At 41.7% G+C, this 12,132-nt stretch carries 13 protein-coding genes and 1 pseudogene; 4 read left to right on the top strand and 10 right to left on the bottom strand.

The window, feature by feature from the left end:
• Nucleotide 1: 1 nt before the first annotated feature.
• The 7 genes from CSD97_RS05930 to CSD97_RS18900 all read right to left on the bottom strand — a co-directional run bounded on the left by CSD97_RS05930 (nucleotide 2) and on the right by CSD97_RS18900 (nucleotide 7,125).
• Complete coding sequence (locus tag CSD97_RS05930) at nucleotides 2–1,579, bottom strand: oligosaccharide flippase family protein (protein WP_098032077.1); 1,578 nt, start codon at nucleotides 1,577–1,579, stop codon at nucleotides 2–4.
• A gap of 313 nt (nucleotides 1,580–1,892) precedes the next feature.
• Nucleotides 1,893–2,546 (bottom strand): hypothetical protein, encoded by a 654-nt coding sequence (locus CSD97_RS05925; protein WP_098032076.1) that lies wholly within the window; start codon nucleotides 2,544–2,546, stop codon nucleotides 1,893–1,895.
• Nucleotides 2,530–3,828 carry an AAA family ATPase gene (locus CSD97_RS05920; RefSeq protein WP_098032075.1) on the bottom strand — a complete coding sequence of 433 codons (1,299 nt, stop codon included), beginning with the start codon at nucleotides 3,826–3,828 and terminating at the stop codon, nucleotides 2,530–2,532. Before CSD97_RS05920 ends, CSD97_RS05925 begins: the two co-directional genes overlap by 17 nt.
• Nucleotides 3,829–4,031: 203 nt before the next feature.
• On the bottom strand, nucleotides 4,032–4,868 hold the full coding sequence (locus tag CSD97_RS05915) for a DUF4435 domain-containing protein (protein WP_098032074.1): 837 nt from the start codon (nucleotides 4,866–4,868) through the stop codon (nucleotides 4,032–4,034).
• Entirely contained in the window at nucleotides 4,843–6,168 is a 1,326-nt protein-coding gene (locus tag CSD97_RS05910; protein WP_087332631.1) for an AAA family ATPase, read from the bottom strand. The genes CSD97_RS05915 and CSD97_RS05910 overlap by 26 nt, the downstream gene beginning before the upstream one ends.
• Nucleotides 6,165–6,548 carry an HNH endonuclease signature motif containing protein gene (locus CSD97_RS05905; RefSeq protein ID WP_087332630.1) on the bottom strand — a complete coding sequence of 128 codons (384 nt, stop codon included), beginning with the start codon at nucleotides 6,546–6,548 and terminating at the stop codon, nucleotides 6,165–6,167. The genes CSD97_RS05910 and CSD97_RS05905 overlap by 4 nt, the downstream gene beginning before the upstream one ends.
• A 421-nt stretch (nucleotides 6,549–6,969) precedes the next feature.
• Nucleotides 6,970–7,125, bottom strand: a complete 156-nt coding sequence (locus CSD97_RS18900) for a hypothetical protein (protein ID WP_005828011.1) — start codon at nucleotides 7,123–7,125, stop codon at nucleotides 6,970–6,972.
• A gap of 140 nt (nucleotides 7,126–7,265) precedes the next feature.
• Between CSD97_RS18900 and CSD97_RS05900 the strand changes: the two genes are divergently transcribed.
• Nucleotides 7,266–9,362 carry a BT4734/BF3469 family protein gene (locus CSD97_RS05900; RefSeq protein WP_022401530.1) on the top strand — a complete coding sequence of 699 codons (2,097 nt, stop codon included), beginning with the start codon at nucleotides 7,266–7,268 and terminating at the stop codon, nucleotides 9,360–9,362.
• A gap of 5 nt (nucleotides 9,363–9,367) precedes the next feature.
• Here CSD97_RS05900 and CSD97_RS05895 read toward each other — a convergent pair whose 3' ends face one another.
• Entirely contained in the window at nucleotides 9,368–9,619 is a 252-nt protein-coding gene (locus tag CSD97_RS05895) for a DUF4248 domain-containing protein (protein WP_005828017.1), read from the bottom strand.
• A 284-nt stretch (nucleotides 9,620–9,903) separates the two neighbouring features.
• Between CSD97_RS05895 and CSD97_RS05890 the strand changes: the two genes are divergently transcribed.
• From CSD97_RS05890 to CSD97_RS05885, 3 genes and pseudogenes are all read left to right on the top strand, one after another.
• On the top strand, nucleotides 9,904–10,443 hold the full coding sequence (locus CSD97_RS05890; protein WP_005828019.1) for a hypothetical protein: 540 nt from the start codon (nucleotides 9,904–9,906) through the stop codon (nucleotides 10,441–10,443).
• 91 nt (nucleotides 10,444–10,534) lie between these two features.
• Nucleotides 10,535–10,648, top strand: coding sequence for a smalltalk protein (locus CSD97_RS18825; RefSeq protein WP_005828021.1), 114 nt, complete (start codon nucleotides 10,535–10,537; stop codon nucleotides 10,646–10,648).
• Between the two features lie 4 nt (nucleotides 10,649–10,652).
• Nucleotides 10,653–10,874 (top strand): annotated as a pseudogene (locus CSD97_RS05885) (N-acetylmuramoyl-L-alanine amidase); the annotation flags it as partial.
• 101 nt (nucleotides 10,875–10,975) lie between these two features.
• Here CSD97_RS05885 and CSD97_RS05880 read toward each other — a convergent pair.
• Nucleotides 10,976–11,557, bottom strand: coding sequence for a hypothetical protein (locus CSD97_RS05880; RefSeq protein ID WP_005837373.1), 582 nt, complete (start codon nucleotides 11,555–11,557; stop codon nucleotides 10,976–10,978).
• A 46-nt stretch (nucleotides 11,558–11,603) separates the two neighbouring features.
• On the bottom strand, nucleotides 11,604–11,903 hold the full coding sequence (locus CSD97_RS05875; RefSeq protein WP_005837374.1) for a hypothetical protein: 300 nt from the start codon (nucleotides 11,901–11,903) through the stop codon (nucleotides 11,604–11,606).
• Nucleotides 11,904–12,132 lie beyond the last annotated feature (229 nt).

Genomic DNA, 12,132 nt, shown 5'->3' with positions numbered 1-12,132 from the left:
TTCAGATGTTTTTTGTATTTTCTTTTTTTGTGCAAAAATTGTGTTTATGCACGACTTCGTTTTTTAGAAATGAATAGTTCTTTAATAATTTAACAAATGACTGCTTCTCGTTTTTGTTCAGCACAATTATCCAAAATAAGCAGCTGTATACTAAAAACGATTCAAGACATAGCATTAAGAATGTAAATATGGAATCTGTCATGAATAGGGAAGAGGAATAGTTTACAGCTATAAAAGTTGCGATACATGCAGCCAGAGAAGGCAATAACATCTCTTTTATCAGTATTGCTATCTTTATGTGAATGAGATGTTTAGCAAGAATAATTCTGGATATGCCCATTGCGGTTTCGGCCATTAGGAGTGAATATAGAATGATTTCTACAGGAAATCCTGCTTTTAGTAAGATGAAAGCCAGTGGTAATGAGAGGAGTTGTATTATGCTCATGACTAACTGATAATTTCTGATACGCCCTTTGGCGTATATTCCAGATTGAAGTCCCATCGTAATTTGGCTCATCAGAGCTGTCAATAGGATAATTCTGCAAAAGATTACGGTGTATTCCGGTACATCCTTTAACCATAAATTCAGAATGTAAGGCATCTTGCAAAAAATAGGGATGCTGAAAAATGAGATTAGAAAGAATGATAATTTGCAGGTTAGTAGGCTTAGCCTTTTCATTCTATGAGTATCATTGTTTCCCTCGCTTTTCATTATTTGTGGCTCTATGGCTTGCAGTAGCGAGGCCGAGAAAAAGCTCATTTGTCCGTTAACCTGGTTGGCTATGCCATAGGCGGCATTGGCTACAGTTCCACCAAAAAGGTTCAAGAGAATAGTGGAGCCTTGTGTGGATATTATTCTGCTGGCATTGCCTATGACAGTCCAAAAGGAAAATTTAACGAGTTCCTTAGTGGTGTCTTTGTTCGTTTTTATTTTAATATGTATTTCTTTGTAATGTGTATGGCAATACCATCTGTATATTAAAGTTGCGATGCAATATATTGTTGCCAATAAAAGTCCATAAACTATAAGCTTGTCATGAAGGGTATATTGCAGGTAGAAAGCTATCCCTAACTTAGCAAAAGATTCTAATGTATATATGATTGAGATAACAAAAATATCTTCATGCGAATTTATTGCAGCAACATAGGGAATGACCGTAATAGAACAAAATGTACTGGCTACCATGCAATGGAATACGAAATAGGCGGTTGATAATCTGTGAGGTGGAATATTTAAAAAACCGTTGAACAAGAATACTCCTAATACCTCAAGAAGCAAGACAAACGCACATCCCCAAATCAAATGAATTTTTATGCTGGACTTGAATATGGTAGCAAGTAGTTCGATGTCTTTTTTTCCAATGGCATTAGACATATATCGTCGTGTAGATTGAGACATGGCATGGGTAAGGAAAGAGAGCATAGCAATGACTCCTGCTACTACATTATAGATGCCAAAATCATTCTCTCCTAATTCGTTTAATATAATTCTTGTTGAGTACAGTGTAATGCCCAAAGTGAGAACCGTCTTGGCATACATGATACTTGTATTAAAAATGATTCTTTGAGATGCTAACATGAAATCTTTTTTGTCGTTGTAAATAAATGAATCAAAAACAAGCGCTTGTATGCTTGCTATTATCAGCTATTGCCGTAGAAACAATGGCTAATAGGATAGTGATATAAGTACTAAAAAATCGCTGCTTGTCATCAGTGGTGAATTCGTGTATTTGAATACTAAAAATATCTTTTTTAGTATGTTTCGACCGTAAGTCTCTCATAACGCCTCATGACAGTTAACCGCCTGTGAATACAGGTGTTACTAATCATGAGATAATTATTGAGATTAAATTTTTCTTCCGTGAAATATTAAGGCATGGTGTTGTCGGGGCTTACACCAGCTCTTTGAAGTCAACTGTAAAGTTTGCTTTTTTGTCTGGTACGGGAACGTAATGCAATGTCAGTTCCGGTACATTCATCGGGGAATAGAATTTCTTGCAATTGCTTTCCGGCATGCAATATTTTTTGTCTCTATGGAGGTTGTAGCATAAATTACAAATTTTATTCCCTGCCTCTTTTTGCCTTGAGAGGAGAGCTTGTTGTTCTGTGTCCGGTGCAAAAGAGGCGATTATTCCTTTTATAATCCATTCTTCAGGGTTGTACGACTGCAACAAACTCAATAAAGAATGGAGCTTGAGGTATGAACCGATAATTTGGTCTTTGGCTTTGGCTATCTGTTGAGTGGAAAAAGAACTCTTCAACTCGCATAGATAAATATATTTCTGTCCACCGTGTTCTGTGAAGAATATTCCATCGCAGTCATCTTTCAAAATGGCTTTTGAACCTGCTTTTTTAAAAATGGAGGTGTTGTCTTTCACGATTACGTTTGGGATGACAATGCCGTTCATTCCGTTCACGGTCAGACGTTGGAATGTGTTGGGCTTGCCGCTATTGCTTGCTTCGTCAAAAGTATGATTTAGCTCTACAACCCCATTTGAAGCATAGGTGGGGTATATTTCATTATATTCCTTAATCAGCTGCTCCATTCAGTTCGCATATTTTGTCGTAAACGTATGAACTGTCTGTCAGTTGGTTTTCCAATACTGAACGGAACGTGTCAAAAGGTATTCCACTTTGGGTGTCCTGCTCTATTATACTTACCGTCTTGTCCGGGTTGCGTTTGAAATAGTATGCTTTTACAAGTTCCGATGAAATAGTTACTTCCGGATTATAGTGATGTTCATGGCAGAAGGTTTCGTATTCATCCTTGTCGAGCCTGTCCTTCAACAAATCCAAGCGGAGAAGGTCATTTATCCGGCGGAGAAAGTAATCACTGTGAGTGGTCACTTGAAAACGGCATCCCTTATGCAAAAGTTGGGCCAATATGTCTGCTACTTTTATCTGGAGTTCCGGATGGAGGTTGGTTTCCGGTTCCTCAAACATAATGGAGTAGTCGCCTACTAATCCTTTTTGGAGCATGATGGCAAAAGGAGCGAGTTCCTTGATGGAAGCTGCACCGGCCATGATGGGGATTTCTCCGTAAGGTTGCTGTTCGTAGTACAAGTCATTGTTATGGAGGTTGATTGTTCCGTCTATCAGTGTCCGACTCAAAACAGAACCGTAATCATTCGTTGCCTCATTTCCCGGAGATGCTGTCTTAAGGCTGGATAAGTCCCACATGAATTCTTTGTACATTCCGGTCAGGGCGCTTCTGCCGATGTCGTTCAGACAGACGATTCCCCCGCGTGAGGGCGGCAACAAGAAGGTGCTTCTTTGGTTGATTCCGAATATTGATTTTATATATTCGGTGAAAAGAAACATATAAGGAATTCCATCCCATTCCGTAGAATTATAAGGAAGGCGGAGGGGTAAGTCATTATTTATTGATACAGTATCGTAATACTTCATCTCTCCATCCATTTCCAGCACTTCTTTGGCATAGGTGAATTTGTATCGGTCTGTTGATAATCCGTTGAATTTGATGGAAACTTTTCCTTCTAAAGCATAATATCCAAGCATCTTTCCCACGTATTTGATGGCAGACCGGTTACACCATGTTTCAAATTCTTGCAACGTGAATTCATAGAGTACGCCTTGGTTTGCATCGGGCAATTGCTCTTTATGCTTGTCGTACGAGGCATTGTTCTCTGCAAAAAAGCCAGACATGTCATTGTTGCACAACACTCTGTATATGTAGTGCACAAGCAATGCGGTGTAGCTCTTTCCCGTTCCCGATTCACCGGAGAATACCATAAATGGCTTCAGTTCTATTCGAGAGTCGCGTATAGGACCAATATTTTCTATATGGATTTCTATGTTGCCAGTCATTCTGTTTTTCTTTCTTGCAAAGAAACAAATTTCCTTCCGCTTTTCCTAATTGTTTCCGTTTTTTTCTCCGAGTTGACACCTGTGTCACCCCTTAAACACAAATACATGTTACGCGAGCGAGACAAATTATCAATATGCACAAAAGTACGTCAGTTAGCAAAGTGCGTCAAGTTAGAAAATAGAAAGGGTATCCATTTATTATACTAATTGGGCCTTTTCAATATATTGCTTCCATTGGCATTCTCCCAATCCAATATATCTTGATATAATTGCGTTTGAACGAATGCTTCTAAACGGAAACATGGGTGCAATCTGTTTCGAATGCTGTTTTCGTTTTCTTGCCTATGGGTTAAGTTGCCGGCTTTGAGATGATGGCAGAAACGTTTTATGAAATCATGTCCATTAGTCAGTTCATATTCACAACAAGGGGAGTGGTCTCTTTGAAATGATTCAATGTCATTAGCTGTAATAATTCTGTTTGGATTGGATTTCGGAAGAATTTGTGTATGTATATATTCGAAATCTTTTAATTGCTCGGAAGAAAGCCCTTCAACGCTAAATGTCTTGAAATTATATTTTAAATGCTCACAGTAGTTGTACCATTTAAAATAGGAAAGAATATTTAGTTCTTGAAAGATTTGTTTCCATAAATCTTCATTGTATGTTATAGCCAGATTTTCAAATATCTCCTGACGGGTGCTTTCGTTTTTCAGGCACATCATTTCATAATCGTGTGCATCAGCGTAAAAGATATTATCCTCTGTGGGAAAAATGTGGCATAAACGGGCAAAATCACTGTCTTTGATGGCAATATTCTTTATCTTTCCTTGCAGGCAATTATAGACTTTTCTAAAAGCTCCGCAACCGCCACTTGTTTTAATTTCGCTATTCGAATCTTGAAAGAATTTATAGTAGAACTCTCGGTCGTCTTTTCCTTCCACCAAGATTAATGTCTTGTGAGCTTTTGAAGGCGTCTTCCATTCCAGCAGATACTGGTTGGCTGTTATTATAGGATTATTTACACTCTGCAAATTCTGCATGGTTGTTCTCTTCGTTGTTTGTGTATAGGTCACAGGATATATCCCAATGTTCGTTGATGAAAGCAGGGGAGTGGGTGGCTATAATAATTTGGCATTTTAATTCTTCTGCCATTTTCTGATAGTCTTCAAGCATTTGGCTGACCCATGCCATGTGTAATGAGTTTTCGGGTTCATCAATTAGCAATACGGTACGCATATCAGTCGAAAAAGCCAATTTGTAGTACAAGATAATCAAATTTTGCTCTCCGCTGGATAATTTGCGGAGTGGAACTTCTTCCCCTTTATCGTTTATTACGCTGACCCCTTTGACTTCATTTAATTTGATTTTCTTATTTGAAAGGACTTTGCCTGAGACAAAACGGTCAAAAAGGGAAAGTTGCTTATAGAATTTATCAAATGAAGACATTTTTTGCTCCATATCATCAATGTAGAGTGAGAGCACATTTTGTAAATGTTCGGGATATTCTTCCAGAATATCAATTTGGGGCATCAATCCGTATTCTTTGTAATTGTTGATTTTTGCTTTTAATTTTGATAGCTTTTCTTGAAATTCTGCCTCTTTGTATTTATTATATGTTCCTTCTACTAAGCGTTTGATGAATGTGCTGTCTATTTTTTGGCTTTCTGATGCGAACTCCATTTGTTGCTTTGCGAACTCTTTTATCAGTTGTGCGGCAATATCGTCGATTTCAAATTGATTTAATAATCTTCTTCGTCCATCATAACCGGAATGTTGTGTAGAAGCGATAATCCGTTGCTCTTTTATAAAAGAGCATTTCCGCTCTTGCAAAAACATCCGGATATTTTTACTTTTTTCCAAGATAGAAATATCTGAATCTATATTGTATTCTTTGTTTAACAGTTCTTCTATATCATATTCTTCAGTCTGTCTGTATGACAGGGTAGGGAGGAGCTGTCGCCTTAAACGGAGTATGTCTGAATAAGAAAGAGAAAATTCTTCTATATAAGCTTCATCACTTTCATTGGCGTTTAAACGGAAAAAAACTTTTTCTTTTAGTGAAGCGGGCGTTCTGTCTTCACGATTGTTGTCTTCTGCCTCGATTCTCTTTTTTTGTATGGATATATTCATTCCATTTCGGAAGAATATTTGAATTTCCTTGAATTTCAGAAGATAGAAAAACCAAAAATTACAGGTTAGTAGATTATTGATTATTTTTAAGAATGTAGTTTTTCCATATCCGTTAGGACCGGTAATAATTGTTACGCGCTGATTTTCCGGAAATTGAATATCATAGTTGTAAGTGTCATACAATTGCCGGATTAGAATGCGTGCTATCATATATTATATAGTTTTTGTAAAGTAGTTTGTAAAGCGTCGCTTACCGTACAAGCTGTATCTCTGTATATGTTCTTGTTCTCTTCGGAAGTAACAACTGCGGTGTAATGTGGATAGTCTGTTCCTTTGCTGCGGTTGTTTCTCCAATTCATGGGACGTAGATTCTCTATGTGGTTTCCACCTCCCAGTTCTTCAGGATATACATGGTCTATTTCCCATCCCAAAATATTGTCGGTATCTCCATAAGCTTCACGGGAAATCCATGCTCCGGCAAAATCCTGACGATATAAACTCGCATTATATCCGTCTACGATAATACCTTTTTCCCAAATCCTTTGAATCGCTTCAGGAGTTGTTAAATCAGATATATAATTATTTGCCATTGTAGTTTTTTCTATATTCAACGTCCAAAGGTAGATAAAGTTTTTTATTTATCTTGTATTAGATTCTTTTTTTATTCTTTTCCTAATTCTTTTTCTTGTTTTTTCCCGAGTTGACACCTGTGTCACCCCTTAAACATAAATATCCGTTACGCGCGCGAGACAAATTATCAATATGCACAGACCTGTATCGTTTGTGTGTGATAAATATTAGCCTAATAGGGAGTATTGGAAAAAGGGTGCCACAAGTGTCAAGGCCTCGAGTGAGGTTAAGGTTTCAAGACTCCCGTGTGGATTCTATAATTCCTCAAATCCTTCTCCAGGCAATCTGCTACCTCTTTCTCAAAACTCTCCCTTTCTTGGTCTGTTTTCGGGAACGACCTCCAGAAATGCGTTATGGCATGTATCTGGTTGATGTTGTTGCTCAGCCCTTTTTTAAAAGGTTGTAGGTTCTGGTACTCATCATCGTTGCTTGGGCGATGGTCTCGTTGGTCAGATGTCTGCCGTTAACGAGCTGTTCTTTCTGGCATTTGCTCAGAAAAGCTCCGAATGCCGGTGTCACCGGCTCTTTCTTTGTCATGTTGACTCTTTTAATTGTTAAACAATAATAAAAACAAACGAAATCATTTCCATGTAGTGGAAACGACCGGACTTGTGTATCTGGGCACTTATGCGTTCCTTCGCGTCGTAATTTTAAACATAAACAAAAATCAGTAAATTATGGAACACCGCAATATCAGCCTTTTCAGAGGCTATTCGGATACAGAATCAGTAGAAACTTCTCTTGAAGAAATAGTCAACATCATTAAATGCGACGCTGCCCTGCGAGACCGCACCGAGAAACATCGCTACTACTTGCAGCAAGACCTGCGTAAGGATGCCGACCGCGAGAAGTCCGGCTGTCCCTGCTTCGCTGTTGCCGTCTGCTTTGAAGGTGGGAAGACCCGCGAACATATCTGTGCCTGGACCGGCTATACCTTGGTCGACCTGGACCATATCGCTCCCGAGCGGATGGCTGCCACACTGACATTGATTTGTGCCGACAAGTATACATTGATGGCCTACACCACCATCAGCGGTCATGGCATCCGTATCATCTGCCGCATCGATGACCTGAACGGAGCGGAAAAGGGAAAAGCCTTCCGGCAATACGCCAAGTATTTCAATCAAGTCAACGACTACTATTCCTGCCTGGTGGGCTTCGAAAGCGACGGGCAGTGCAAGAATGCTACCCGTATCAGTGGACTGGCTTCCGACCCTCATGTATATTACAATCCCAGTGCCGCTTCTTTTGTTTTGCAAGATAGTCCGATTGCTCCCCAACCGCAGGATGGCGCTTCCGAAGCTGTGCCGACAAAGCGCAACAAACGTTTGGAGAAGGTGGTGAAAGCTGCCGAACGCCTGCTGGAAGAGGAGGGAGTGAGTTATTGTGAACATCATCATAACGAATATGTGATGCGCATGGGTTATCTGCTCAACCAGTACGGAGTGGCTCGGAAGACAGCCGCCGCTTGGGCAGCGGAGCACTTTCCCGACTATGACGGGGATGTGGCAGCTGTCATCGGCTCCTGCTACGCGAATACCGGGGAGCATGGTATCCGCTCCCTTGTCCGCAGGGGAGAGGACGATGAAAAGTTTGCCACGGTGGCAGATATCGAGCAGTTCCTTTCCGAACAGGCGAAGTTCCGCAAAAATACGGTGAGCGGCAAGTTCGAAGTCCTGATGGCCGACTGCGGAGAGGAGTATGCGGAGCTGACCGACCGCTACGTCAACACGTTGTGGAGCCGCATGAACAAGGCAGGGATGCTTGCCCGCATTGCGGACATACGTTCCGTGCTCGATTCGGAGTACACGCCGCTTTTCAATCCCTTTGTAGCCTATCTGGAGGGGCTGCCTGCTTGGGACGGTACTACTGACCCTATTGCCCGTCTGGCTGCCGGCGTACATGTGAAGGACGACCAGAAGCTTTTCGGCATCTATTTCAAGAAGTGGCTGGTGGCCACCATTGCTTCGCTGCTCGATACCAAGGTGGTGAATCATGAGATTCTGGTCTTCATCGGTAAGCAGGGCATCTACAAGACTACCTGGATGCAGCGTCTGCTTCCTGTCGAACTTCAGCGTTATTTTTATGTGAAAAGCAACAGCCGGCGCGTCAGCAAGGACGACCTTTTTACGCTGACCGAGTTTGCACTGGTATGCCTTGAAGAGCTGGAGGAGATGACCTCTGCCCAGGTCAGCCAGTTGAAGGCCATCACCGGCATGACAGACGTGAACGAGCGTGCCGCCTACGGGCACTTCAAGGAGAGCCGTCCGCATATAGCCAGCTTCTGCGGCACGAGCAACAACGTCACCTTCCTCAACGACCTCAGTGGCAACCGCCGTTGGCTTCCCTTCGAGGTGGATTCCATAGACAGTCCTTTCGATTATCCCATAGACTATGCCGGAGTGTATGCGCAAGGCTATGCCCTCTGGAAGAGCGGCTTCCACTACTGGTTTGAGCAGGAGGAGATTGATGCCGTGAATCTTCATAACCGTTATTTTGAGGTGCCCTGCCTGGAGCGTGAGCTCGTTCAGGTGTACTATCGCCGCCCCATGCCGGGCGAGGAGTGCATGTTCTTGACCAATGCCCAGATACTGGGACATATCAACATAGGTATCCGGCAACCCTTGAGTCCCACGCGCCTCGGTCTGGTGATGAAGCAGGAGGGCTATGAGGCTGTCCGTTCCGGTGGCCGCCGTGGTTATCGGGTGGTCGAGCTGAAAGGGGATGAAATCTACCGCAACCAATGCGCCATGGCGCGCTATGTGGGGGATTGATTCTTTCACGGTTTTCCTAAATACCTGAATATAAGTTCCACCTGCAGGGAGGTGAATATTTTCTGGGAGCCTTTGTAGCCGGTATGCCGCAGGGCTTCGTCCAGTTCCAAATTCAGCTTCATCCATTTGGACAAGCGGTTGAGTGCGGATGCCGGTGAAATGGTGGGGGCGTATGCCTCTGCCAGTTCACGTTTGTAATAGGGACGGACGGGCCACTCTTTGCCGGGGATATTTTCGTAGTCTTCAACGTACTTCATAAACAATACTTTAACAGGTTAATACACTGTAAATGTACGGAATTTTTTCTGTATACCCATTGCCGGAACCCGGTATAATCTTACCTAATCTCACATTTTCCCACATCCCTTCATATCACTTCACCGCATCTCTTATTCTGCCCGGAGGTACGTCGTATCTTTGTTCTGTCAGACGATGAGGGGTGAAGATTAGTAATCGTGACGCGCGAAGATTAGTAATCGTAAGCCCCTGGGATTAGTATCGTCTCCCTATCTTTTAATTTTTAACTTATAATTTTTAATTTATGATTAACTACAGTATCGTGATGCGTGGCAATCCTACCGATAAGACGGTTGCCAAAAAAGCGTACGCAAGTGCGCAATATTCGGAAGTGATGGACATCAACCGCTTTGCCGAGCATATAGCCAGTCATGGCTGCGTGTACAAGCGTTCGGATATCGTTGCTATCCTCACCATGTCCGTGGATTGCATGCGGGAGCAGTTGCTGGCCGGACAAAAAATCCAGTTGGGCGACCTGGGGAGTTTCTACATCAGCATCAACAGTATCGGCGCGGCTTCTGCCAAGGAGTTCAATCCTGCCATCCATATCCGTAGGCTGAATGTGAACTGGACCTGCGGCCAGCGTTTTGGAGAGCTGCTGGAGGAGGCGGAATTCAATCTGGTGGCAACCCGAAGTGCAGCCCGTGCCGTGGTGAAAGCCCTGAAGGCCGGAAAGACTACCGTGGACCTGACCGGAGCCACTGGCGGGGGTGAAGATGCCGGTGGAGGCAGCAACCCGGGAGGCGGTTCGGACGGAGACCAGGGGGAAAATCCGTTAGGATGAAACGAAAAGACAAAAGAGAGAAAATAAATATGTTCTTCTGTCTAAAAAATGCAGCTAACCATAGTATTTAATTCCTTAATTGCAAATTGTTATGAGTGAGAAAACAAAATCAAAATCTGTATGGGGCATTGTCCTCAAAGTGATTATTACCGTGGCCACTACCTTGGCCGGAGTGTTTGGCCTGACTTCCTGTATCAACCGTTAGCCGGATGAAAGCAGGCAGTTTCTATCAGAACTATCGGGAGGTAACCCTCCTGGTAGTTCATTGCAGCGCTACGCGCTGTGACCGTCACTTCTCGGTGGAGGCGCTTCGCCGCAGTCATCTGGCACGGGGCTTTGCCGATATCGGTTATCATTTCTACATCACCCGTGACGGCGAGGTGCATATCTGCCGTCCGGTTCATCAGATTGGAGCCCATGCCACCGGCTGGATATTCTTAGTATTTATTTAACCATCTTGTTACTTAGTGTACAAAAGTACTATCTATTATACATTACATAATACGTGGGAAAATGTGGCAGGATAAACTGGTTATTCTTTCAATAAGTTATGTTCTAGCAACTTGGAGTGAACACTATCCCATAACTCCTTTTGCTTCTCATTCAACATATCTACAGATATGAACGTAGTACCACAAAACACAATATCGCTATATCTTATTACTGGTATTAGTCCGAATTTAGTCCAAGCAAAATAATTATCGTTATATTTATCTGATATGCCAGTGTTACATAGATACATTTCTTCATTGATATTAATAAGCGTCTGTATGGAGTGTTCCAGTATATCGAACATCCGACCTCTTAAATCATACTTTATGCCATTTGCCACTACTCTTTTACGGAATCTGGATAACAAATGCTGCGATAGAATAAAGGTATTATTCAAATTGATATAAACAAAGTCGGTAGTATTATTACCTCTTCTCATATATCCTACTATAAAGAACTGGTTAGTATTCTTATAGAATACAAAGAAGTAATATCCTCGTATGGCAGTAACTTTCATACGCCATTCATCACTACTAGTATCGCCTAGATTAGTAATGAAATCTATCATTTCTTGGCTATATGCCAGATTAAATAAATTCTCTGCGTATTCTGTTATATTCATGCCTTATAAATTAAAAAGGCTACCACCGAAGTAGTAGCCTAAAACATTAGTTGCGGTATTTGGAAAGAAAGGCTTCTCTAACTTCTGGTGAAGCATCCTGCAATATGCTATCAAATTTGGAAAGATTCAGTTCCATATCCAAATCGTTAGGATTCAGTTTTACAACTTTCTCCAAAAATTCAACATACTTTCTATAGGCTTCCAGATACTGTTCCGCTTTTCGGATTAGCTGTTCACCAGTTTCTTTAGCAGAAAACCACCTTCCACACAAATCGGCTTGCTTTTGGCGACCTTCATTGATAACCTGTACAAATGTTTTAGCTGACACGTTTAAATTCTGATTCATAATAAATATGTATTAAAATGTTATACGGCAAAATTACCGCTAAAGCAAATGCCGCCGTATCAGCATTACAAAGGTATGTAATATATCTATATGTGTGGTAATTTTGCACCATTAGATTATCATATATTAACAAAAACGTCTTGTTAGGCATAATATGAACCACATACTAAAAAGTACTATAAGACATTTTTATCAACTAGTAGTAGTAATCTATTCCAATCCAGTACTA

Origin of the sequence: Bacteroides sp. AR29 (genome assembly GCF_900217715.1) — a bacterium.
GTDB classification, from domain to species: Bacteria; Bacteroidota; Bacteroidia; order Bacteroidales; family Bacteroidaceae; genus Bacteroides; species Bacteroides uniformis.
The sequence above is the reverse complement of the archived record's forward strand: the minus strand, read 5'-3'. Positions and strand labels throughout refer to the sequence as shown.